The sequence below is a fragment of the Kerstersia sp. genome, assembly GCF_052103615.1.
GTDB lineage: Bacteria > Pseudomonadota > Gammaproteobacteria > Burkholderiales > Burkholderiaceae_B > Kerstersia.
On the sequence record NZ_JBQEKA010000003.1, the window covers coordinates 40,205 to 63,492 of the forward strand.

At 62.6% G+C, this 23,288-nt stretch carries 24 protein-coding genes and 1 tRNA gene; 14 read left to right on the forward strand and 11 right to left on the reverse strand.

Translation table 11 applies throughout. From position 1 onward, the window contains the following. Positions 1-55: 55 nt before the first annotated feature. Positions 56-985: a LysR family transcriptional regulator gene (locus tag ACTJGZ_RS01540; protein ID WP_441661192.1), complete on the reverse strand. Its 930-nt coding sequence runs from the start codon at positions 983-985 to the stop codon at positions 56-58. A 134-nt stretch (positions 986-1,119) separates the two neighbouring features. Here ACTJGZ_RS01540 and ACTJGZ_RS01545 point away from each other — a divergent pair, with 134 nt between their 5' ends. Genes ACTJGZ_RS01545 through ACTJGZ_RS01565 form a run of 5 tightly spaced genes read left to right on the forward strand, consistent with a single transcriptional unit; the run spans position 1,120 to position 6,001 of the window. Further along, entirely contained in the window at positions 1,120-2,058 is a 939-nt protein-coding gene (locus tag ACTJGZ_RS01545) for a Bug family tripartite tricarboxylate transporter substrate binding protein (RefSeq protein ID WP_441661193.1), read from the forward strand. Between the two features lie 2 nt (positions 2,059-2,060). Next, positions 2,061-2,579 (forward strand): hypothetical protein, encoded by a 519-nt coding sequence (locus ACTJGZ_RS01550; RefSeq protein WP_441661194.1) that lies wholly within the window; start codon positions 2,061-2,063, stop codon positions 2,577-2,579. A 15-nt stretch (positions 2,580-2,594) separates the two neighbouring features. After that, a complete protein-coding gene (locus ACTJGZ_RS01555) occupies positions 2,595-4,073 on the forward strand; it encodes a tripartite tricarboxylate transporter permease (RefSeq protein WP_441661195.1) in 1,479 nt (492 codons plus the stop codon). Positions 4,074-4,097: 24 nt separating this feature from the next. After that, a complete protein-coding gene (locus tag ACTJGZ_RS01560) occupies positions 4,098-4,865 on the forward strand; it encodes a LamB/YcsF family protein (protein WP_441661196.1) in 768 nt (255 codons plus the stop codon). After that, positions 4,862-6,001 carry a diaminopropionate ammonia-lyase gene (locus ACTJGZ_RS01565; protein ID WP_441661197.1) on the forward strand — a complete coding sequence of 380 codons (1,140 nt, stop codon included), beginning with the start codon at positions 4,862-4,864 and terminating at the stop codon, positions 5,999-6,001. The genes ACTJGZ_RS01560 and ACTJGZ_RS01565 overlap by 4 nt, the downstream gene beginning before the upstream one ends. Before the next feature lie 38 nt (positions 6,002-6,039). On the opposite strand, the gene ACTJGZ_RS01570 is transcribed toward ACTJGZ_RS01565, so the two are convergent. The 5 genes from ACTJGZ_RS01570 to ACTJGZ_RS01590 all read right to left on the reverse strand — a co-directional run bounded on the left by ACTJGZ_RS01570 (position 6,040) and on the right by ACTJGZ_RS01590 (position 8,679). Then, entirely contained in the window at positions 6,040-6,378 is a 339-nt protein-coding gene (locus ACTJGZ_RS01570; RefSeq protein WP_441661198.1) for a tRNA-binding protein, read from the reverse strand. Between the two features lie 47 nt (positions 6,379-6,425). Continuing rightward, positions 6,426-7,409, reverse strand: a complete 984-nt coding sequence (locus ACTJGZ_RS01575; protein ID WP_441661199.1) for a DMT family transporter — start codon at positions 7,407-7,409, stop codon at positions 6,426-6,428. Further along, the gene (locus ACTJGZ_RS01580) at positions 7,409-8,002 is read right to left on the reverse strand and encodes a TetR/AcrR family transcriptional regulator (protein ID WP_441661200.1); all 594 of its coding nucleotides are present in this window, start codon (positions 8,000-8,002) and stop codon (positions 7,409-7,411) included. Before ACTJGZ_RS01580 ends, ACTJGZ_RS01575 begins: the two co-directional genes overlap by 1 nt. A 189-nt stretch (positions 8,003-8,191) precedes the next feature. Beyond that, positions 8,192-8,557 (reverse strand): YggL family protein, encoded by a 366-nt coding sequence (locus tag ACTJGZ_RS01585; protein WP_441661201.1) that lies wholly within the window; start codon positions 8,555-8,557, stop codon positions 8,192-8,194. A gap of 46 nt (positions 8,558-8,603) precedes the next feature. Beyond that, a tRNA-Phe gene (locus tag ACTJGZ_RS01590) sits at positions 8,604-8,679 on the reverse strand. Between the two features lie 262 nt (positions 8,680-8,941). Between ACTJGZ_RS01590 and thpR the strand changes: the two genes are divergently transcribed. The 6 genes from thpR to ACTJGZ_RS01620 all read left to right on the forward strand — a co-directional run bounded on the left by thpR (position 8,942) and on the right by ACTJGZ_RS01620 (position 14,830). Beyond that, positions 8,942-9,502: an RNA 2',3'-cyclic phosphodiesterase gene (gene thpR, locus ACTJGZ_RS01595; protein ID WP_441661263.1), complete on the forward strand. Its 561-nt coding sequence runs from the start codon at positions 8,942-8,944 to the stop codon at positions 9,500-9,502. Positions 9,503-9,720: 218 nt separating this feature from the next. After that, on the forward strand, positions 9,721-10,029 hold the full coding sequence (gene hdeA / locus ACTJGZ_RS01600) for an acid-activated periplasmic chaperone HdeA (protein ID WP_441661202.1): 309 nt from the start codon (positions 9,721-9,723) through the stop codon (positions 10,027-10,029). Between the two features lie 381 nt (positions 10,030-10,410). Then, complete coding sequence (locus ACTJGZ_RS01605; protein WP_441661203.1) at positions 10,411-11,784, forward strand: DEAD/DEAH box helicase; 1,374 nt, start codon at positions 10,411-10,413, stop codon at positions 11,782-11,784. A gap of 55 nt (positions 11,785-11,839) precedes the next feature. Next, the gene (locus tag ACTJGZ_RS01610; RefSeq protein ID WP_441661204.1) at positions 11,840-12,469 is read left to right on the forward strand and encodes a LysE family transporter; all 630 of its coding nucleotides are present in this window, start codon (positions 11,840-11,842) and stop codon (positions 12,467-12,469) included. Between the two features lie 69 nt (positions 12,470-12,538). After that, positions 12,539-14,146 (forward strand): peptide chain release factor 3, encoded by a 1,608-nt coding sequence (locus ACTJGZ_RS01615; RefSeq protein WP_441661205.1) that lies wholly within the window; start codon positions 12,539-12,541, stop codon positions 14,144-14,146. A 39-nt stretch (positions 14,147-14,185) separates the two neighbouring features. Next, positions 14,186-14,830, forward strand: a complete 645-nt coding sequence (locus tag ACTJGZ_RS01620; RefSeq protein WP_441661206.1) for a hypothetical protein — start codon at positions 14,186-14,188, stop codon at positions 14,828-14,830. Between the two features lie 116 nt (positions 14,831-14,946). Here the strand turns inward: ACTJGZ_RS01620 and bfr are convergent, their stop codons facing one another. Further along, a complete protein-coding gene (gene bfr / locus ACTJGZ_RS01625; protein ID WP_441661207.1) occupies positions 14,947-15,423 on the reverse strand; it encodes a bacterioferritin in 477 nt (158 codons plus the stop codon). 176 nt (positions 15,424-15,599) lie between these two features. Between bfr and ACTJGZ_RS01630 the strand changes: the two genes are divergently transcribed. Then, positions 15,600-15,827, forward strand: a complete 228-nt coding sequence (locus ACTJGZ_RS01630; RefSeq protein ID WP_441661208.1) for a hypothetical protein — start codon at positions 15,600-15,602, stop codon at positions 15,825-15,827. Positions 15,828-15,891: 64 nt separating this feature from the next. On the opposite strand, the gene ACTJGZ_RS01635 is transcribed toward ACTJGZ_RS01630, so the two are convergent. The 3 genes from ACTJGZ_RS01635 to rpoN form a co-directional block, all read right to left on the reverse strand. Continuing rightward, complete coding sequence (locus ACTJGZ_RS01635) at positions 15,892-16,134, reverse strand: (2Fe-2S)-binding protein (RefSeq protein ID WP_441661209.1); 243 nt, start codon at positions 16,132-16,134, stop codon at positions 15,892-15,894. A gap of 130 nt (positions 16,135-16,264) precedes the next feature. Next, on the reverse strand, positions 16,265-17,461 hold the full coding sequence (locus ACTJGZ_RS01640; protein ID WP_441661210.1) for an MFS transporter: 1,197 nt from the start codon (positions 17,459-17,461) through the stop codon (positions 16,265-16,267). A 23-nt stretch (positions 17,462-17,484) separates the two neighbouring features. Beyond that, positions 17,485-18,870 (reverse strand): RNA polymerase factor sigma-54, encoded by a 1,386-nt coding sequence (gene rpoN / locus ACTJGZ_RS01645; protein WP_441661264.1) that lies wholly within the window; start codon positions 18,868-18,870, stop codon positions 17,485-17,487. Between the two features lie 31 nt (positions 18,871-18,901). Here rpoN and ACTJGZ_RS01650 point away from each other — a divergent pair, with 31 nt between their 5' ends. Further along, positions 18,902-19,510 carry a hypothetical protein gene (locus ACTJGZ_RS01650; protein ID WP_441661211.1) on the forward strand — a complete coding sequence of 203 codons (609 nt, stop codon included), beginning with the start codon at positions 18,902-18,904 and terminating at the stop codon, positions 19,508-19,510. Positions 19,511-19,576: 66 nt separating this feature from the next. Here ACTJGZ_RS01650 and ACTJGZ_RS01655 read toward each other — a convergent pair whose 3' ends face one another. Beyond that, positions 19,577-20,152 carry a TetR/AcrR family transcriptional regulator gene (locus ACTJGZ_RS01655; RefSeq protein WP_441661212.1) on the reverse strand — a complete coding sequence of 192 codons (576 nt, stop codon included), beginning with the start codon at positions 20,150-20,152 and terminating at the stop codon, positions 19,577-19,579. Positions 20,153-21,318: 1,166 nt separating this feature from the next. Here ACTJGZ_RS01655 and leuA point away from each other — a divergent pair. Beyond that, positions 21,319-23,022: a 2-isopropylmalate synthase gene (gene leuA, locus ACTJGZ_RS01660; RefSeq protein ID WP_441661265.1), complete on the forward strand. Its 1,704-nt coding sequence runs from the start codon at positions 21,319-21,321 to the stop codon at positions 23,020-23,022. The last annotated feature ends 266 nt before the right edge of the window (positions 23,023-23,288 follow it).

Here is a 23,288-nt window from a genome sequence, read left to right on the forward strand (position 1 = left end):
ACGCGGCGCCAGCACGCCATGCCCGCGCCTCTATGCAGAGTCATGGGCATGGCGATTACAGCAGCGTCGTGACAAACTGCCGGAACCGGCTGCCTTCCGGGCTATCGCGCAGGAAGTTGCGCAATTCGGCCTGGAAGGCCTGCAAAGCCAGGGGCTGATAGCGCTCCACATTGCGGACGGCCGATACCACCTCTTCCACCCAATGCCCGTTGAGCGTCAAAGGCACCACATCCTTGTGGTGCCACTGGCTGACCGCGCTGGATGACACCACGGCCACCCCCATGCCGGAGCGCGCCAGCGCCCACAGCGTCTGCGTGCTGGCGCTTTCCGTGATGCGGTTCAGGCGCAGGCCGGCATCCTCGCAAGCCTGGTCAAACATACTGCGCGTCATGAAACCGCGCCGCAAGGACAGGATAGGCCCCTCCCCCAGCTGCGTCAGTTCCAGTTCCCTGGCGCCTTCCGCCGCATGCCCGGGCGGCAGCACCGCATACAGGCGGGCCTTGAACAAATCCAGGCGTTCAAATTTCTGCTCGTGCGGCGCCCAGGCGATAGCGGCATGCACCGTGCCGCTTTCCACATAGTCCAGCAAACGCTCATTGGGCCCTTCGACCAGATGGATTTCTATGCCGCTGTGATTGCGGCGCAGCGCCCGCAGCACCGGCGCCAGCAGGGCTTCAATGGTCTGCGGCGTCGCCCCCAGGCTGAGATAGCCCGCCTCGCCGTTGTGCAGACGCTGAATGCGGTCGGACAGGCCATTGGCCTGTTGCAGCAATTGGCTCATCTTCGGCAGCAAGTCCTCGCCTTCCGCGGTCAGTGACAAGCGCTTGCCGGCGCGCTCGAACAAACGCACGCCCAGGTCTTCTTCCAGGCCCTGAATCTGCCGCGACAGCGCGGACTGACTGATATGCATGGCTGTCGCCGCGCGCGAGACGCTCAAGCGCTCGGCCACGGCAATGAACAACTGCACGGTACGCAAATTCAACACGGCGGCCGCCTTTTACTTATGCACGAATTGCATAAATTAACACGTTGAATTTGCATTGGACTCCCGAATAGCTCCTACCTATAGTGACCAGGCATGCCGCACACATAACAGCAGTTTTCCACCCGGAGAGAGACATGAAAAAAGCCGTGCTTGCATCCTTTGTCACCCTTGCCGTCCTGGTCCATGGCGCCGCGCGCGCCGACTGGCCCGAGAAACCCATCATTGTCACGGTCGGCTTTGGCGCCGGCGGCACGACGGATATCGTGGCGCGCGCCGTGGCGGACGTGGTCAGCCGCGAAATCGGCCAGCCGCTGGTCGTCGAAAACAAACCTGGCGCCGGCGGCGCCGTGGCCGCTACCGCCATTTCCCGCCAGAAACCCGATGGCTACAACCTGGTCGCCACGACCTCCACCACCATTACCCTGGACCCGCTGATTGCCAAGCTGGGCTACAACGCCGACGATTTTTCCTATGTCGCCGCCATCGGCCAGTTCCCTGAAGCCTATATCGCCCTGCCCGGCAAAGGCTGGAAAACGATCAAGGACGCCACCGACGCCGCCCGCTCGGCTGGCCAGCTGACCGTCGCTTCCAATACGGCGCTCGACAAAATGCTGACGCGCTATATCGCCAAGCAGGACGGCGTCAACCTCAAACCCGTGCCGACCCGCAGCGGCGCGGAAGTCGTTACCCAGATCATGGGCGGCCACCTGGATCTGGGCTATAGCTCTGGCGCCTACTACCCGCAGGCGGAAAACGGCGATGTCGTGGTGCTGGCGGCTCTGGCTGATGAACGCATCAGCGGCCTGCCGGATGTCCCTACCCTCAAGGAACAGGGCTATGACGTTTCCAGCGTCAATCTGGTGATGTTTGTCGCGCCCAAGGGGCTGCCCGCTGACATTCAGGCCAAACTCACCGCCGCCTTCGATGCCGCAGGCCGCGACCCGAATGTGCTGGCGCTGCTCAAACGCCGCAGCGTTGATCCGGTCGTGCTGAGCGGCGCGGCGCTGGAGCAAACCGTGGACGCGCATATTGCCGGTTATCGGCAACTGATAGATGCCACCAGCGGAGACTGAGCATGACCAGCGCGCAACACCCCCTTCCACACGACCTTCCTGACGCCGCCCCGCACGCCACGCCGCCCACGCCAGCGGCGGGCGCCGAGGCTGACGCCCCCCTGGAAACACGCCGCGCGGCGCCCGCCTGGGATATGGCGGCCCTGGCCGCCATATCCCTCTGGCTGGCCTTCGGCTTCATTCCGGCGCAAATTCCGGCTGCCGATGCGCTGGGACTATCGCCCGCGCTGTTGCCCAAGGCCGCGGCCTTGGGCATGGCGGTGCTCTGCGCCGCCGGCTTTCTGCTGTCTCTGCGCCGCGATGCGCCGGCGCTGCTGCTGGCCCGCCTGCCCTGGCGGCCAGTCACCAGCGTCATGGCGCTGTGCGTCGTCGGCGTGCTGATTGTCAGCTACGCCAGCCTGGCGGCCGGAGCGCTGTTCCTGATCCCGACCCTGATGCGCCTGCTGGGCGAACGCCGCTGGCTCTATTGCCTGCTGCCCGCGCTCTTCATCGCGGCCCTGTTCCACTTTGTCGCAGCCTGACGCAAGGAGACCATTATGGATATGGCACTCAACGGCCTGCTCGACGCCCTCGACCCCTCCGTCATTCTGTTTGTCTTCCTCGGCATCCTGCTGGGCTACGCCGTCGGCGTGCTGCCCGGCCTGAACCGCCCCGCAGCGCTGGCGGTAGCCGTCCCGCTGAGCTACTACATGTCGCCGCTGGCGGCCGTCGCTTTCCTGATCGGCATCGCCAAGGCCAGCGGTGCCGGCGGCGCGACCACGGCCATCCTGCTCAATACACCGGGAGAACCCAGTTCCGCCCCGACCTGCCTGGACGGCTACCCGCTGACCAAAGCAGGCAAAGGCGAAAAAGCCCTGAAAGTCGCGCTGTATGGCTCGGTCATTGGCGATCTCGTCGGCACCCTGCTGCTGATCGCCATTGCCTTGCCGCTGGCCCGCTTTGCGCTGCGCGTCGGCCCGGTTGAAATGACCGCCATTATGTTCCTGGCGCTGACCTTCATCGCTGCGCTGGCCGGTACCTCGGCCATCCGCGGATTGATCGCCGGTCTCTTCGGCATTCTGCTCGCCTGCGTCGGCATGGATGCGGAAACCGCCATGCCGCGCATGACCTTCGATCACGTCGAACTGATGGACGGCATTCCCCTGCTGGCCGTCACGGTAGGCATGCTCGCCATGACGGAAATGTTCATTCAGGCCGAACGCCTGCTGCTCCATGGCGAAGAGCGCAGCGAATTCACCGAACAGCCCAGCAAACGCGACCGGGGGCTCAGCTGGCCGGAATTCCGCCGCGTGCTGCCCACCATCGTGCAATCCAGCGGTGTCGGGATTGTCGTCGGCATCATTCCCGGCCTCGGCCCTACCGTCGCCTCCTTCCTGGCCTATGGCCTGGCCAAGCGCACGGCCAAGCCTGGCGACTGCTTCGGCAAAGGGGAAATCAAGGGCGTGGCAGCGGCCGAAACCGCCGATAACGTCGTCACGCCAGCCAGCCTGATTCCGCTATTTGCCCTGGGGATTCCCGGCAGCGTCTCGGCCGCGGTGCTGATTGCGGCCTTCATGATTCACGGCGTCGTGCCCGGTCCGCGCATGTTCGAAGAACACGGCCAGCTCATCTACGGCATCTATGGCGCCATGCTGGTCGCCAGCCTGCTCATGCTGCTGGTGGGCCGCCTGGGGCTGGTCGGCTTCGCCCAGCTCACCCGGGTGCCGGTACGCATCATCATCCCCATCGTCATCATGCTTTGCATGCTCGGCTCCTATCTGGAAACACGCTCCATGTTCTCGGTGCAGCTGATGTTCGGCTGCGGCGTGCTGGGCTACCTGATGCACCGCTTTGATTTCTCGCGCATCACTTTCCTGATCGGCTTTGTCGTGGGGCCGCTGTTCGAACTGTCACTGCGCCAGAGCCTGATCATCACCAATGGCAACCCCCAGGCGCTGCTGCAGCACCCGGTGGCGCTGGGCATTGTCGTGATCTCCCTGGCGGCCCTGGTTTCCTTCTTGCGCAAGCCTTCCTGAACCCACTCATCAAGAGAGTCTTCTATGAAAATCAATCTGAACGCCGATATCGGCGAAAGCTACGGCAAATACACCATCGGCGCCGACCCCGAACTGATGCGCCTGATCGGCTCGGCCAATGTGGCCTGCGGCATGCATGCCGGAGACCCGTCCATCATGGTGCGCACCATAGGCCTGGCCCAGGAAAACGGCGTGTCCGTCGGCGCCCACCCCGGCTTCAATGATCTCTGGGGTTTCGGCCGCCGCCAGATCCGCATGAACCCCAAGGACCTGGAATATCTCGTGACTTACCAGATCGGCGCCCTGCAGGCCCTGGCGCGGGCGCAGAACGTCAAAGTTACCCACGTGAAACCGCACGGCGCCCTGAACAATATGGCGCACGATATCGAGGACTACGCCATGGCCATTGGCCGGGGCATCAAGGCCGCCGATCCCGATCTGATCTATGTGGCCAATACCGGCTCACAGATGACGCAGGCCGCTGCCCGCCTGGGCCTGCGGGTGGCCCATGAATCCTATGTGGACCGGCGCTATGACGACAACGGCAAAATGCTGTCGCGCGAACTGGAAAACTCCGTCATCAAGGATCCTGACGAAGCCGTCGCCCATGTCATGCGCATTCTGGAAGAGCGCGCGATTTTCTCGGTCTCGGGCAAGCGCATTCCCTGCGACGTCCACACCTTTTGCATCCATGGCGACGAACCCTCGGCCGTGCCCGTCGCCCGCGCCGTGCGCCAGGCGCTGGACGCCGCGAATATCCGCGTGGTCTCCCTGCCGGAGCTGATCCAATGAGCCAGCACGCCTTCCAGCAACAGCTGCACATAGACGCCATCTGGCGCCAGAGCCGGGACGAGGCGGCGTTCCAGGCCGCCATCACCCGCACCGTGCCCGCCGAGCTGTGCCGGCAGGCGCAAGCCGACATCACCCGGTGGGAGCAATATCAGGCCACGCCGCTGCAGTCCCTGCCTGCCATGGCGGCCGCGGCCGGGCTTGCCGCCATCCATTGCAAGGACGAAGGCCCGCGCTTCGGACTGGGCAGCTTCAAGGCTCTGGGCGGCGCCTACGCCGTCGCGCTGGCGGCCGCCCAGCAGCCTGGCGGTATGACCGTGGCTTGCGCCACCGAAGGCAACCATGGCCGCTCTGTGGCATGGGGCGCGCAGCGTGCCGGCATAGACTGCGTGATTTTCTTGCACGAGGGCGTCAGCCCTGCCCGCGAAGCCGCCATTGCCCAATACGGCGCGCGCATCATGCGGGTGCCCGGCAGCTACGATGACGCCGTGCGCGCCTGCGCCCAGGTCTCCACGCAACAAGGCTGGCAAATCATCTCGGATACCACTTGGGAAGGCTATGAGGACATCCCGAAATGGGTGATGGCCGGCTATAGCGTCCTGGCGCAGGAGCTGCAAACGCAACTGCCACAAGCCCCCACCCACGTCTTTCTGCAAGGCGGCGTGGGCGGCATGGCCGCCGCGCTGATGTGCAGCCTGGAACGCACCTGGCCCGATGCCGCGATGCGCTACATCGTGGTCGAGCCGCGCAGCGCCGCCTGCCTCATGGCCAGCGCCCGCGCTGGCGGCCAATTCCGCAGCACGCCCGGCCCGTTCGATACCATCTCCGCCGGGCTGGCCTGCGGCGACCCCTCGCGCGCCGTGCTGTCGCTGATTTACGAGGGCAGTCAGATGATGCTGGCGGTGGACGACACGGCAATCAAGCACGCCGTGCGCGTCTTCGCCCGCCCGGCAGGCCAGGATCCGACCATTGTGTCCGGGGCCTCAGGCGCGGCCGGCCTGGCCGGACTGCACAGCGTGCTGGCCGTCCCGGCGCTGCGCCAGGCCCTGGCGCTGGATGCGTCCAGCCGGGTGCTGCTCATCAATACGGAAAATGACACGGACCCGCAGGCCTACCGCGACATTCTGCAAGAAGCCTGACGCGCCGCCGTGCTGCCTGCCCTGCGCCCGGCGCTGCCTTAGCAGAGCCGGGTGCCCAGCGGCACCGACTCGTCAGGCACGCACAGCGCAACCGCGCCGTTTTCATTGTGAAAGCCGGTGACCAGGCATTCAGACATCAAAGGCCCGATTTGCTTGGGCGGGAAATTGACCACCGCCACAACCAGCTTGCCCAGCAAGGATTCCGGCGTGTAAAGATCCGTGATCTGCGCGCTCGACTTGCGCTGGCCGATCTCCGGGCCAAAATCCACCATCAGTTTGAAAGCCGGCTTGCGCGCCTGAGCAAAGACTTCCGCCTGGACGATACGTCCGACGCGCAACTCGACCTTGGTGAAGTCATCCCACGAAATGAATGCCATGACAGATTTCCTGCTCCTGAATTGAAAAAATAACCTTCCAGCGCGGCTCACACGGCTGCGGATGGCGCCGCCCCGGACACGGCCCTGCTGGCCCGGCGCGGCCAGGTAATGCACACCAGACATGCCAAGATCAAGATGACGCCTATCCAGCCCGACGGGGGCAGGCGCTCGCCAATCACGGCAGCCGCCAGCCCCGCCGCAAACACTGGCTCCAGCAAGGTCACGGTGGTCGCCGTACTGGCAGAAACGCGTGCCAAACCGTAGCCAAAACACACATAGCCCAGGAACATCGGCACCAGCGCCATATAAATGCCCACCGCCGCGTTATTCCATGACGCCAGAAAGGGCGCCCCAGTCGCGAACAGCACCGGCATCAGCAACAGGCCGCCGCCGCCGAAAATCGCCCCCATCGAGGCACGCGACGGAATACCGTGCTGCATCAGGCGCCGCGCGGCCCATGAGTACAACGCATAACTCAAGCCTGCCAGCAAACCCAGGCCGACGCCCATGGGCACATCGCTGGCCACCGGCGCGCCTGGAGGACCGCCTTCCGCCAGGCTCAACAGCCCCATGCCTGCCAGCCCCAGCGCGGCGCCGCCCGCCCAGCGGGCGCTCACACGCGTGCCGTCCAGCACCCGCTCTATCACTGCCGATAACAGCGGCGCCGAACCCAGCGACACCACCGTGCCTATCGTGACCCCGGCCAGGCGCATGGAGGCATAAAAGGCCAGGGGATAAACCGCCACGGCCAGGGCGCCCAGCACCCACCACTGCCACTGCTCACGCAATGCCGCCATGCTGCGGGCAATGGGCCGCACGGCAATGGCGGCCTGAAGCAGCCCCCCTATCCCCATGGCAGCGGCCCCGATGGCCGCCGCTCCGACCTCTGGCGCGAAGGTGGCCGAAACACCGGTAGTCGCCCACAAGATGCAGGCAAACAGGATGGCTGCCACCCCCAGCAGATACTCCCTGCCCGCCGTCTTGCTCTCGCCTGGCGCGGTGGCGGGCACAGCATGCTTTCGTGTCTGCATCAGGGTTCCAGCCAGACCGCTGCCATCTGGCGGGCCTGCTTCAAGCATTGGCTATTGCCTTCCAGGCCGGCACGGGCCACCGCCCCTTCCAGCAGGAACGCCAGTTGCCGGGCCAGCAGCGCGGCACGCTGCGCATCTCCGTCCATCAGCCGCGCCACAGGCCGCGCTAGCAGCGCTTCCACTTCTTCCTTGTACGCCCGGATAGCTTGGCGGCTCTCATGGTCCGCCGGCAGTTCCGCCGCCGCATTCCATTGACCGCAACCGCGAAAGCCCTTGTCGTACGCAAACTCCGCGTGATCCACATAAGCATCGAACACGGCCAGAACCTGCTCCGCCGGGCTGCCCGTCAGGCTCAGCCGCGCCTGATACAAGGCCAGCCATTCTTCATGCCGGGCCTGCAAATACGCCGCCACCAGCTCCGCCTTGGAACTGAAATTGTTGTAGAGGCTTTTCTTGGCCACCCCGGCCTGCTTCACAATGGCATCTATGCCTGTGCCAGCGATGCCGTCCCGATAAAACAGCATTGCCGCCGCCCCCAGCAGCCGGTCATAGGCAGGCACGCGCGCCGTGCCAGGCTGTTGAACTCCCGCCATGGTCTTGTCCTTTACCCATAAAAGTAGTTAGACCAGTATAGCTACTTAAATGATAAAAAACACGCCGGGGCTTGCGGCCCAGGCGGTGAAACATGAAATCTGGCGCAGGGTATGCGGCGTTTCACGCCGCCCCGGGCATCGTCAAGGCTGAAAAGCCTGACTTCATGCGAATGCCTTAATGCGGATGCCTTAATGCCAGCCGTACCAGGTGTCGGCCAATTCGCCGACCGTCACTTGAGACACCTCGGGCCGTTGCTGCAGCCATTGCTGCACCGCTTGCCGGTCTTCTTCGGAAGGTGAACCCTGGCGGGCAGACACCACGCCATCGAGCACGCCGCGGCCAATGCTGCCGCCGAAGAACAAATCGCGCGCTTCGATCATGTCGATCAAACCATCAAGCAAGGCATCGCTGCCGTCATCCGCTTTGAATGCGGCCCGGACTTCGAAAATGAATTGCTGGAATTCGCCCGCATGCAGCTTTTTACGCTGGCGGGCATTGAGGCGACGCAGTCGCTTGCCCGTTGGGGCTTTGGAGGAGATAAAGGTAGCGGACATAAAAAATCCCCGATGATACGGGGATTTTTAGGAATTTTGAATTTTTTGGTGGCCTGGGGCGGAATCGAACCACCGACACGCGGATTTTCAATCCGCTGCTCTACCAACTGAGCTACCAGGCCAACGCTTGCACAAGCAAGAATTGCATTCTAGCACTGTTTTTTTGAGATTGTCCAATATATTTTTCAGGCCAGCCCAGCAGGCCATCTTACGCTGGCCTCATGCAATGCTCATACAGGCCTGGCCGCACGCGTCCTCCGGCGGCATACTCTCCCTTTCTTATGGAGCCACGCCATATTTGCCGCCACCCATGCCGCCACCCATGCCGCCGGACAGCCTGCCGCCAGCCCCGAGCACAGTGCCTCGTCCTGGCGCCGCTGTTTTCTGGCCCTGATACCGGACGCCGCAACCGCAGCCGCGCTGTCACAGACCGCGCTGCCTGCCACGGTGCAGCCCGTCGCGCCCGCAGACCTGCATCTGACGCTGGCTTTTCTGGGGGCAGTCACCCCTGAGCAAGGCCTGGCCCTGACCCAGGCGCTGCCGCAGCTGGCACGCCCCCTGCCGCCCCTGCCCGGCCAAGGCTGGGCAACCTGGCCGGACGCACAAGCCCCCAGGGTGGAAGTCGCCTGCTATGCCTTCCCGAGCGAACTCCAGGCCCTGCTCGCCAGCGTCCACACCGTTTTACGCCAGCTCGGCCTGCCCATTGAAGCGCGCGCTTTCCAAGCGCATATCACGCTGGGCCGCTACCCGCGGCCATCAGCCTTTCGTACGCCCGCCCCGGGCGCCGGACAACGGCCCCTGCCTTTGCCCGCCGCCCGTTTCACGGCACTGGGCCTCTACACCAGCCTGCGCCATACCGCCGCCGCGCCGAAGTCGCGTCTTCATGACTCAGATCAATCCCATGCCAGCCCTCACTATGCCGTGATAGCCAGACATGAGCTATAACCCTTTCAGGCTTATGGTTTCATTTATAAACATTTTTTGAGCTTCTTTGTCTCCAAAAATCCAGATATTCCTCATATGCTTAACAGGAAATATATGGCAGCAACAGGACGCCGACAGGCAGCCGCGTTGCCATATCGCCGGCAGCCGCGCTCCACGCTTGCCGGTGCTGCAGTGCAGGAGCCAACGAATTTCACAGTCACCCTTATTCGGAGTCTGAAATGAAAAAAACCGCATGCATGATCGCTCTCGCCAGCGCCGCCGTCCTGCCTTTCGCCAGCCAGGCCAATGCTGAAAAGCCCGTCGCCCAGTGGCTCTGCAGCGATTACGTCACCCTGGACGAAAGCTATCGCCCGGTAGCAGTCGGTTTCGCTGCCGCCGTCAACAACGACGGCAAGGTCGAAGATGCCGTGCTGGATTCCGCCGGTATCGCCAAGGTACAGCCGCAACTGCTGCAAGTCTGCAATGAAAACCCGCAAATCGCCCTGCGCGACGCGCTGGTTCAGGCTCAAGGCAAGATCGCCAAGTAAGGATGCCGTCCGGCAAGCCGGCCGCCAATACCGTTACCGCGCGGCCAGCGCAGCCTGACACGCCATCCTGAAGCCAAATAAGGCCGTTCCGGCCTTTCAACAGGCCCCGCCCCCGGGGCCTGTTGCCATTTCAGATCCATGTCAGCCGGTGCCAGTCCGCCACCGGCTGACATGGCGATGCACAGATCCTGACTCCCGCCTGCTGCGTCCGCTACAATCAATGCTTACGCGCGCGCGCAGTTCCAATCCGCATGCCGTGTCCATCCATGCCCCGGCCCCACTGGCCGCCAGTTCCCGCATGGGTGTTTCTCCCTCCCGTTCATTGCGCCCGCCCCGATTGGAGTTGATCTCACGAACAACTGGCTGGCGCCGGAGTTTCTTTTGTCTCAGCCCATTTCCTTTACCGACCTCGGACTCGCGGAGCCGTTGCTGCGCGCCATTGCCGACGTTGGTTACAGTCAGCCCACCCCCATCCAGGCCCAAGCCATTCCGCAGGTTCTGCAAGGCGGCGACCTGATGGCGGCCGCCCAGACTGGTACAGGCAAGACCGCCGGCTTCACCCTGCCCATCCTGCACTTGCTGCTGGAGCGCCCGATCTCGGGCGGTCGCCGTCCTGGCCGCCCGCGCGTCCTGATCCTCACGCCGACCCGCGAACTCACTGCGCAGGTCGAAGAGTCGGTCAAAACCTACGGTAAATACACCCAGCTGAAATCCATGGTGATGTTCGGCGGCGTCAATATCAACCCGCAAATCACCACGCTGAGAAAGCCGCTGGATATCCTGGTCGCCACCCCTGGCCGGCTGCTGGATCACGCCTCGCAGCGCACGGTCGATCTGTCCGCGGTGGAAATCCTCGTACTCGACGAGGCCGACCGCATGCTGGACATGGGTTTCATCCGCGATATCCGCAAAGTGCTGGCGCTCTTGCCCGCCAAACGCCAGAACCTGCTGTTTTCCGCGACCTTCTCCGACGAAATCCGCACCCTGGCGCGCGGCGTCCTGGCCAACCCGGCGGAAATCTCGGTGGCCGCACGCAATACCACCGCCGAGCGCGTGGACCAAAGCGTGCATCTGGTCGCCCAGGCGCACAAGCGCGATGCCGTCAGCCACCTGATCCGCAACAACGGCTGGCATCAGGTGCTGGTCTTCACCCGCACCAAGCACGGCGCCAACCGCCTGGCTGAAAAGCTGGTGAAAGATGGCCTGTCCGCCGCCGCCATCCACGGCAACAAGAGCCAGTCGGCGCGCACCCGCGCCCTGGACGGTTTCAAGAACGGCCAGGTCGCTGTCCTGGTTGCCACCGATATCGCCGCACGCGGCCTGGATATCGACCAGCTGCCGCAGGTCATCAACTTCGAGCTGCCCAACGTCCCCGAAGACTACGTCCACCGCATCGGCCGCACGGGCCGCGCTGGTGCCGCAGGTTCGGCGATTTCGCTGGTGGACGGGGAAGAAATCAAGCTGCTCAAAGCCATTGAAAAGTTGATCCGCCGTCCTATCGAGCAATTCCCCATTCCCGACTGGACCCCTCCGGCCGTGACCGAACCGGCTGACCCGCGTGAAGAACGCGATCTGCGCAATAGCCTGGGGCGCGGCCGTGGCGGCCCGGCTCCGCGCCGCAGCCAGCCCGGCCAGCGCTCTGGCGACAGCCGTCCGCGCAGCGCAGGCCCTGGCGGCAATGCCCGTTCCGGCGGCGGCAATCGCAGCAGTTCGGGTGTGCGGCGCTCAGGCAACGACCGGGGCGGCAAGGCTTAACCCCGGCAGGCCGACCGCTTACAATTCCGCTTTCTTTCCGCGCGCCTGAACCGCCATGACTTTCTCCACCTGGCTTGCCTTTTTTGCCGCGTCCTGGGCGATTTCCTTTTCGCCCGGTGCCGGTGCCATTTGCGCCATGTCCTCCGGACTGCGCTATGGCTTCGCGCGCGCCTGGTGGAGCACACTGGGGCTGATTCTCGGCATCATGCTGCAAATCGCCATTGTCGGCATCGGTTTGGGCGCGCTGCTGGCCACCTCGGAATTGGGCTTTGCCATCGTGAAATGGCTGGGCGTGGCCTACCTGATCTATCTGGGCTGGAAGCAGATCCGCACCGATGCCGCACCGGTCGATGCCTCAGGCAGCCAGCCCCGCATCAGCGCCTCCGTCCGTGAGCTGGTGATGCGGGGCTTTTTCATTAATGCCAGCAATCCCAAAGGCACGGTGTTCCTGCTGGCCGTCGTGCCGCAGTTCCTCGATGCCAGCCGCCCGCTGCTGTCGCAATACAGCGCCATTGCCGGCACCATGGCGTTCACCGACCTGGTTGCCATGTCTTGCTACAGCCTGCTGGCGACCCGGGTCCTGAGCCTGCTGCGCAGTCCGCGCCACATCCGCTGGATGAACCGTACCTTCGGCGGGCTTTTCATTCTCGCCGGCGTCGTGCTTGCCGGCTTCCGCCGCCACTAACCCCTTACCATGACGCTGGCGGCCCGGCCCTGACGGGCGGCGCCGCCAGCGCAGAACCTGTCATCCGCCATGTCGATTTCCTCCGAAGTTTCCCGGCGCCGCACCTTCGCCATCATTTCCCACCCTGACGCCGGTAAAACCACCATTACGGAAAAGCTGCTGCTGTTCACGGGCGCAATCCAGATCGCGGGCAGCGTCAAGGCGCGCAAGGCCTCCCGCCACGCCTCGTCGGACTGGATGGAAATCGAAAAACAACGCGGCATTTCCGTCGCCTCATCGGTCATGCAGACCGAATACCGCGACTACGTCATCAATCTGCTCGACACCCCGGGCCACCAGGACTTCTCCGAAGATACCTACCGGGTGCTGACCGCGGTTGACGCCGCCCTGATGGTGATTGACGCCGCCAACGGCATCGAACCCCAGACCATCCGTCTGCTGCAGGTCTGCCGCGCGCGCAACACGCCCATCATCACCTTCATCAACAAGCTGGACCGCGAAGTCCAGGAGCCGCTGGACCTGCTTTCGGAAATCGAAGAGCACCTGGGCATGGATGCTGTGCCCTTTTCCTGGCCAGTCGGCATGGGCAAGCAGTTCAAGGGGGTCTTCGACATCCGCAATAACCGCATGCGCGTGTTCCAGCCGGGCCAGGAGCGCCTGCCCAGCGATGACGAAATCATCGAAGGCCTGGACAACCCTGCCATCGCCAGCCGCTTCGGCGACAACTACGATAAGGCGCACGGCGAGATCGAACTCATCCGCGAAGCCGCCCCCGCCTTCGACCGCGAAGCCTTCCTGTCCGGCCGCCAGACACCTGTCCTGTTCGGCTCGGCCATCAATAACTTCGGGGTGCAGGAAGTGCTGGATACGCTGGTGGACCTGGCGCCCTCGCCCGGACCGCGCCCCGCCGTCGAACGGGAAGTCCGCCCGGACGAGCCGAAGTTCAGCGGCATGGTCTTCAAGGTGCAGGCCAATATGGACCCAGCCCACCGCGACCGCATTGCCTTCATCCGTGTCAGCTCCGGGAAATTCACACGCGGCATGCGTCTGAAGGTCAGCCGCACGAACAAGGAAATCCGCCCCAACAACGTCGTCTCCTTCCTGTCCCAGCGCCGCGATCTGGTGGAAGAGGCCTATGCTGGCGACGTCATCGGGATTCCCAACCACGGCGTGCTGCAACTTGGCGACGTCCTGACTGAAGGCGAAACCCTGCATTTCACCGGCCTGCCATTCTTTGCCCCCGAGCTGTTCCAGCAAGTGGAAGTCAAAGACCCGCTGCGGGTGAAGCAATTGCGCACTGGCCTGGTCCAGCTGGGTGAAGAAGGCGCCATTCAGGTGTTCCGCCCGATTGCCGCTGGCGGCGCGATGCTGCTGGGCGCCGTGGGCCAATTGCAGTTCGAAGTGGTCATGCACCGCCTCAAAACCGAGTACGGCGCCGAAGCGCGCATGATGCCGTCGCGCTATACCATGGCACGCTGGATAACTTCCGAGAATCCGCGGGCATTACAAAAATTCATGGATGCCAATGCCGCCCATATCGCCTATGATGTGGTCGATGCTCCGGCATTCCTGGCCACATCCGGCGCGGCTCTACGGGTTGCGCAGGACCTTTATCCCGACGTCCAGTTCCACGCCATGCGTGAACATGGAGGCCACGTTTTCAGTAAAACGCCCTGACGGCGCACGTATGGAAATCAACAACAACGAGCAACGTTCATGTCCTGGCGATCTATTCTGATCATCCTCGTCCTGCTGTTTGGCGCCGCCGGCATTTCCGGCATGCAGCTGGGCGACTGGCTGGTATCACGCGCACCCACCACATCCCCGCCGCCCCATGCGGCGGGGCAAGACGCCGATAGCGTGCTGGATGCCGATGGGCGCCCCTATGTAGCACAACCGCCACAGCCCCGCCTGAACGGCACCTTGGGCGTTCCCGAGCCGCATCGGGCCGAGTGGAACATCCCCATGGTGTCCGTGCTCGATAAGGTCAAAGACCCCAATGTGCTGGTGTCCCGCGCCAAGGCCACGCCGGAAAGCATGCGCCTCGCCAACCGCGGCAATGCCGCTGCGGCCGCCAACGCCAGACCTGATGACCTCCCGCCGCCCCCTGCCGATATCCGCGATATCAGAGAACTGCGGGCAGCACTTGCCGATGATCCCGGCTACCCGACGGCACCTCCCCCCCAGGCTTCGCGCACTGGCGGCGGTGACTGGCAATCCGCGCTGCGCCGTGAACTGCAAGTCTGTGCCGACACCATGGGCTTTTTCGAACGCCCCAGCTGCGCCTGGGCGGCGCGCCGCAAATATTGCGAACCCAATAACGCCTGGGGCACCTCACGCGATTGCCCGGAACGCCGCTAAACCGGCGCATCGGGCGGCCATGGCATAGAGGCCGCCCATAGAGTCCCAAAAAAAACACCACGGCGGCCCTGAGGCCGCCGTGGTGTTTTAAGGGCACAGAACAATGGCCGCGGCCATCAGTCCTCTTCGTGCATCTGGTGCTGCAGATAGTTTTGCAGGCCCACCTGTTCAACCAGGCCAATCTGGGTTTCCAGCCAGTCGATGTGCTCTTCGGTATCGTCCAGCACCCGGCGGAACAGATCGCGCGTCACATAGTCCTGCACCGATTCACAGTAGGCAATGGCTTCGAGCAGCGTGGCGTGCGCCCCGCGTTCGAGCGTCAGATCACAGGACAGGATTTCCGGCACATCCTCACCGATACGCAGCTTGTGCAGATCCTGCAGGTTCGGCAGCCCGCCAAGCATGAAAATACGCTCCATCAGCTTGTCCGCGTGCTTCATTTCGCTGATGGACTCATCGTACTCATACTTGCCCAAACGGTTCAGGCCCCAGTGGCGCAGCATGCGCGCATGCAGGAAGTACTGGTTAATGGCCGTCAGCTCATTGGTCAGTTGCGCATTCAAATACTTGATAACCTGTCTATCACCTTTCATGATCGGCTCCGGCTTTATAGGGTTCTTGGAAGGCAGCGGCCCGGCATGCTGGCAGGCGCAACATCCGCATGGCAGCCATGCGAAACAGTGCAGGAAATCCGGCGCAAACGCCCGCAGGACAGCCGGGCCAGCCGCTGTAAACCCGATCAGGCTAGCATCCATGCGGGTAAAAGCCCATGGCGGCCATGCATCTGGTAAACCGCGGCGCAACCCATGACAGGAAAGCTCTGGCGAATGAGAATGCGTCTGCAACTGCAAAATGCCGCCAGGCGAACCCAAGCGTGGCGCGGCGCCGGGAACGCAAATTGCATGAAAACCATTTGATTTTCATGCAAAAAACCAGAGAAAAGAGGGAATTTGCCAGGGCTGGCGGTGTCGGCCAAATGAGAATGGCCTATGCCTGATGTTGTTTAAATCAGACAAATCAGAAACCCGGCCATGCAAGCCGGGCGAGGTGAGGCAAGCCTGTCAGGCCGCGACTTCCGGCACTCCAGCCGGCGGGATGGGCTGCGCCGCGCCGACCGGCAACGCGACCGTCGCCACGGTGTGGCATGCGCCGCCAGGCAAATAGGAGCAAGCGCTCTCAGCGCAACGGCCACAGCAACTGGCCACGCCAAGCTCATATTGGAGATCATCGAGCGTCGCGGCGCCGGAATCGACGCAGGCGCGAACCTGGCGCTCAGTGACAGCGTTACAAATACAAATGTACATGAGACTAATTATCGGGAAAGTCCATGTCATATGCAAGTGGATTTCCCCTATAAAAACACCGGGTTTTCCCGACGCCCCAGGCGGCTGCGCGGCAGGCTGGGCGCGGCCTGGCAGACAGAAGCAGCGCTTCCTAGCGCGTGCGCCGGTAAGGCCCGGGGCCGTGCGGCAGGTAGCGCCAGAACACGGCTGCGGCAGCCAAACCCAAAGCTCCGACGGTGAACGTGCCCACGGCCAGCGAAATGGCGCCTGTCAGCGCGGACAACAGCAGCGGGCCGGCGCTGGAACCGACATCGGAAACCAGCCGCCATAGCCCCAGGAAGTGATGCCGCCCTTGCGCCGGCGCCGCATCGGCCGCCAGCGTCATGATGATGCCCGAGCTGATGCCATTGCCAAACCCCAGCATCAGGGCTGCCGCCATAAATGAAATCACGCCTGAGGCGAAAGGCATCAGCATCAGGCTGGCGCCCATCAAAATGACCGAAGGCACAGCCACCCACACGCGGCCGTGCCGGTCCATGACCTTGCCCGCATGATAGAAAACCGCCATATCCAGGGCCGCCACCAGGCCGTAAATCACGGAAATGGCGACGGAATCCAGGCCCAGCTGCTCCGCCCACAAGGGCAGCACGACCTGGCGTGTAGCGCGCAGCACGCTGATCAGCAGCACGCCAATACCCAGGGTCAGGAACACACTGGCATGCGAACGCGCAATGGACGCCAGCGACACCTTGCCCCCGCCTACCGTCGCCAAGGGCGCGGGCAGTTCCAGCTCCGGCACTTTGTAGGCCAGCACGCCGGCGCCCAGCATGGCGATCAATGCCAATAGATAGGCCCCAGGCAAATCCATCAGCGCAATCAGGCCTGCCCCGGCAAACGGCCCCACGAACGCGCCTATGCGGGCGGTTCCGCCCAGCACGGACATGGCGCGGGCGCGCATTGCCAGCGGCACCGCCTGCACCAGATAGCTCTGCCTGGCCAGCTGAAACACCGAGGCCGCCGCGCCGACCAGCAACGTGGCCACGGCCAGCATCCAGACCGTATGCGCCACCATGGCAATCAACATGGCCACGGCGCTCAGCAGCGATGCCCCGACCATGGCGCGCCGCTCGCCATAACGATTGACCAGCAGTGCCGCGGGAATATTGCTCACCAGCGAGCCCAGGCCGATCAAGGCAGCCACCAGCCCTGCCACGGCATAGGACGCCCCCAGCCCGCGCACGCTCAATGCGATCACCGGCGTCACGGCTCCAATGCCAACACCGAACAAGACGGACGGCCCGTAGGCCGCCACTGCAATCTTGCGCAAACTGAAAGAAGAATCGTCCATGTGCCAGCTATTACCCTCGGGCGTTAACAATCATCCATACGCAACAAGGCCATGGCTTTACGCTGCGAGGCCGTCGGCACCCGCATCCCTTCCCGGTATTTTGCCACTGTCCGGCGCGCCAGCTCCACACCCCGCTCGGCCAGCTTGTTCATCAGCTGGCTGTCGGACAGGGGCTTGCGCGGGTCTTCCTGTTCCAGCATCTCGCGCATCATCGCCTGGATGGAAGCGGCTGACGCCGACTCGCCGTCGGCCGCAGGCACGGCAGTACTGAAGAAGCGCTTGAGTTCCAGCGTGCCATGCGGCGTGGCCATATACTTGCCCGCCGTCGCCCGTGACACCGTGGACTCATGCAGGCCCAGGGCTTCCGCAATTTCGCGCAGCACCATGGGCCGCAAAGCCACCATGCCCGAATCAAAAAAGGCCTGCTGGCGCGCCACGATTTCGGCAGCGACCCGCAACAGGGTTTCGAAACGCTGCGCCACCTGACGAATCAGCCAGCGGGCCTGCTGCACATGGGCCTGCAAACCTTCATAGCTGCCCCGCGGCTCCTGGCCCAGGGCCTGCACATAGGCATCATTTACGCTCAAGCGCGGCATCAGCTCGCCATTGAGCCGGGCGCGCCAGGTTTTGCCGCTACGGTATGCAATCACATCCGGCACGGCGTAATCCGCCACCGGCACTGTCCACGCCCGGCCTGGATACGGATCCAGCCGCCGGATCAAGGCATGCGCCAAACGCACCTCGGCCGGTGAACACTTAAGTTCTTCGCACAGATAGGCCAAGCGGCCAGCCGCCAGAGCCTCCAGGTGCCTGTCGCACAAGCGGCGCGCCACGGCCACAATGGCAGGGTCACGCGCTTCGGGCCAGATCGCCGGGTCCGGCCTGCGCAATTGCAGCAGCAGGCACTCCTTCATGTTCCGCGCCGCAATCCCTGCCGGCTCCATGTTCTGCAGCAAGGCCAAGGCCGCATCCAGCTCGCCCTGCTCCACCTCCAGCGATACCGGCAGATACGCCAGGATGTCTTCAAAACTGGCGGCCAGGTAGCCGTTGTCATCCAGCTCGTCGATCAGAACTGTTATCAGCGCCACATCACGGCGGCTGGCACGGGTACAGGTGATCTGGGCCAGCAGATGCTCGCGCAACGAAGGCGTGGCTGCCGCTTCGGGAAAAAAATCATCATCCCCATCGTGCCGCGTGCCCGAAGCGCCGGAAAAGAGCTCGTCCGGCGCCTCGCCTTCGCTGGCGGGTTCCGGCGCTTCCAATTCCAGCACTGGGTTTTCATTCAGTACCTGCGCGATTTCCTGCTGCAAATCCAGCGACGACAGTTGCAAGAGGCGCAAGGCCTGTTGCAACTGTGGCGTCAGCACCAACTGCTGACTTTGGCGAATTTCCAGCGCGGGTCGTATCATGGGAACCATATTTTGCACCATAAGACCCGCCATGACTGCATCCAGCCAATATGATCTACAAGTGTTGAATAATTATCTGCGCGCCAAAGCACAGCCTGCGCTACTGCGCGATGGAGGAATAATCGTTGTTGCCGCCCTGGCCTGGCTATGGGTTTGCTGGCAAGGCCTGTCATACGGCCTGGCCCAGCGTTATGAGTTTCTTGCCAAGTTCAGCGCCAATGCTCAGGATATGGCTTTGCGCAGCGGCCCCTATGTCTGGTGGACGCTGGCAGCATTGTTGAGCCTGGGAGTCTTGTCCCTGCTGCGCGCCTGGGCGCGTGAGAAAATCAACCGTCATTGGGAAAAAATTGTACCGCCAGGCGAATTGGCGCCCTTATGCCGCGACCTGTCCAGCGATGGCCGCGCAGTCCTGGACTGGGTTTGGCAAGACAGGGATATGCCACTGGCATTGGGCGACCTGAAACGCACCGTCGCGGAATTGGCCAGCGGCAGAATTGAAAAATTCCATATTGCCCGGGAACAGAGCGCTACCTTGGCCGCCGCAATGAAACCGGCAGTCGAACCGGCGGCCGCCACGCCCGCCAATCTGAGTTCGCCATTCAAACCGCAGCGGCAGGAACCGCGTCTGCAAACAGAATGACAACCCGCCGGCATTTTCCGCATTACCCGGGCGCATTGCCCGGATAATGCGGGAACCGGCACAGGATCAGGCCGCGCTCGCGACTGAAACTGGCTGGCGCGCGCGAATCAGTGCGAATGCGCAGCGGTGCGCCACATCGGCAGCCGCAGGCTCGCGATGAATCGCCATTGCCGCCATTGCGCCTTCATAACAAAGCGTCAATTCGTTTGCCAGCGCCTCGGCATCATCCGTCAGGCTGACAACCAATTCCGTAAACATCTGCTGCAACCAGCTGCGGTACTCACGCGCCACCGCCAGCACAGGCGCGCAGCCTTCATTTTCCGCCACGGCCAGCAGAAAGGCACAGCCCCGGTATTCCGTGCGCGCGCCCATTTCCTGCAGAATGCGGTAGGGCAACACGGCTTTTTCTGCCGGATCCTGCTGCTCGTTTTCCAGCACATGCTCACGCAGATATTGCGTAATCCTTTCGTACCGATCCCTCAGATACGCAACCACCAATGCTTCCTTGGTCGCGAAATGCCGGTACAACGTCGCCTTGGCAATACCTGCCTCGGCAATGATGCGATCCACGCCCACGGCCCGAATGCCCTCGGCATAAAACAAACTGCCCGCGACTTCAATAATGTGTGCGCGCATATCCATATCAGATCCCCTACGGCCAACTTCGAAATGACTACGGTCATCTCTCAGGCCAGACAACAAAGTCCAACGCGAATGGCAAACATTGAACATACCCTGCCTAACAGAGTACGGCTGTCACTACCGTTCACAGGTTCAATGCTATCAAATAATAATTCGCCTGGTTTTAACACCAATGCATTAGATCGCATCATGCCGCATAGCAAAAGAAATTCCAACCCCTACGAAAGGCGAAGCTCCCGGGGATTTTTCATAGAATTTCAGAAAATTCACGAACCTAGACGGACAACAACCGGATAATTACGCATATTTTCCATCATTTGTAATCCGCAACGCCAATATCCGGATTTACCCCAAAAAAACCGACATTATTTGAAGCTGAAAAATCAGCATTTTTGCCATACCCAGCCATGTCAATCCCGAAACCAAGGTATTCACCAATGGCAGGCGCGGCGTGCTGCTATCACACTTATTTGCTTCTCCCTGCCAATCGCTGGCCAATTAGTCCTACAAATAGCCCGGCGGAGATAGGTTCATTTACGTTGTTGTAACAGTTCAATCCCTGCTCGCAGATCGTGCAGGCGCAGATCACAATGCCGATCTCATTACAGTTTTTTTTAATAAACGGCCATTTATTTTCTTATATCTGAAATAACCGATAATCCCTCTATCAGTTCAAAACCTGAATACAACTCACAGGTCAACCTTGCCAGTTATGGCAATACAAAATGGCCCGCCCCCCAGGCCTTGCAAGCGGCGGCTGCCATGGCCTGGTTGTCAGAAGCCGACACCGCCGCGCCCAAACTCAAATGGGAATCGCCCGGCGGCATGTATACATTGACTTTTCATACCAGACATGTTGGACTATAGGAACTATGGCCAATCTGTCGAACCCCTCTCTCGACTTCCACGCAAGCATTTCTGCTCTGCGCGCTGGCCTGCGCCTGTCTATTGGCGCCTCCATTGCCTCGCTGCAAATTCAATCGCTACTACTACCGATCGGTTGCCGAGCCTAGTGCTCAGTGGCAGTTCGGCAGCCTGTCGCCACGCCTATACCCGTTCCCCGTTCAATGCCGCCGGCAAAACCGGCACCCATGACCCCGGTCATGGGCGGGAGCCAGGCCGTGATTCAAATACCCCCAGCGGCTGACTCCTTGATCCAAAGGTGCATCATGCTTGCCAATCCTTCTACCAAGTACCGTCCCTTCGTCCCGTTTACGCGTGATTTTTCCGAGCGCACCTGGCCCAGCCGCCGCATCGAGCAAGCACCGATCTGGATGAGTACCGACCTGCGAGACGGCAACCAGGCCCTGATCGAACCCATGAGCGTGGAACGCAAGCTGCGGTTCTTCGACCAGCTCATCAAAATTGGTTTCAAGGAAATCGAAGTCGGCTTTCCGTCCGCGTCGCAAACCGATTTCGACTTCGTGCGCAAGCTCATCGACGAAAAGCGTATCCCGGACGATGTGCGCATCATCGTTCTGACCCAATCGCGCCAGGATCTGATCGAACGCACGGCCGAAGCCGCTGCGGGCGCCAAACAGGCCATCATTCACCTGTATAACGCCTGCGCACCGGCCTTCCGCAAAATCGTCTTCAAGATGTCGCCCGAAGAAGTGCGCGACCTCGCCGTGCGCGGCACGCAATGGGTCATGGAAGCCCAGGCCAAGCATCCCCAGACCCAGTGGGGCTACGAATACTCGCCCGAAGTCTTCAGCACGACCGAGCCCGAAGTAGCACTGATGGTGGCCGATGCCGTGGCGCGCACCTGGGATGCCACCCCCGCGAAGAAGCTGATCCTGAACCTGCCCGCGACGGTTGAAGCGACCACGCCCAATCTGTACGCCGACCAGATCGAATGGATGCACCGCAACCTGGAACGCCGCGACAGCATCGTGCTGAGCGTCCACCCGCACAACGACCGCGGCACGGCAGTGGCCGCCGCCGAATTTGCCGTGATGGCTGGCGCCGACCGCATCGAAGGCTGCCTGTTCGGCAGCGGTGAGCGTACCGGCAACGTCGATCTGGTGACGCTCGCGCTGAATCTGTATTCCCAAGGCGTGCATCCGGGCCTGGACTTCTCCGATATTGATGAAGTCCGCCGCTGTGCCGAATACTGCAATCAATTGCCGGTACACCCGCGCCACCCCTATGCGGGCGACCTCGTCTTCACGGCCTTTTCAGGTTCACACCAGGACGCCATCAAGAAGGGCTTTGCCGTCCAGCAAGCCGATGCGCTCTGGGAAGTACCCTACCTGCCTATCGACCCGGCCGACGTTGGCCGCAGCTACGACGCGATCATTCGGGTCAACAGCCAATCGGGCAAGGGCGGTGTTTCCTACCTGCTGGAAAACGACCACGGCCTGGTATTGCCGCGCCGCCTGCAGATCGAATTCAGCCGCGCCATCCAGCATGTGACCGACACGACCGGCAAGGAAGTGACGGCGGAAGACGTGTATGACGTGTTCAGCCGGGAATACCTGGACCGCACCAAGCCCTGGCAGCTCGTGCGCCACCGCATCGAAGGCGATCCGACCCAGGAAGAAAAGCGCCACTTCCGCGTGGAAGCCGTGCTGGAACATGATGGCGAAACGCGCACCGTGAGCGGCGAAGGCGAAGGCGCCATCACCGCCTTTGTGGCCGCGCTGGGCCTGCCGGTGCGCATCATGGACTACCACGAACACGCCATCGGCACCGGCACGGATACCCGCGCCGCCTGCTATGTGGAAGTGCGTCTGGGCGAATCGCAAACCCGCTTCGGCGTCGGCATTCACCGTGACATCGTGACGGCCTCGTTCCTGGCCGTGCTGGGCGCGGTCAATCGCCACCTGTCGGAAAACCCTGAGCTCGCCGCCACCGCCAACGCGAACTGAGCCAGCCCCTGATTTCCTTGGAAGACTGAAGGGCGGCCACCGCCGCCCGCCGGAGCCCTGGTGCTAACCGCGCCAGATCCGCTCCTTGCGCGCAAACCTGGCGGCAGCCAGGCGCGCGGCGGCCTGCCGGCCTATTCCGGCAAGCCGACCGGCACCGGCCACAAGCCAGCCACCGGCACGGAGAAACCTGCTTCACCCTCTATCCTGGCACGGCGCCAGGCGCCAGCCCGCGCCATGCGGGCCATCACAGTACCGTAGCGGTGCCA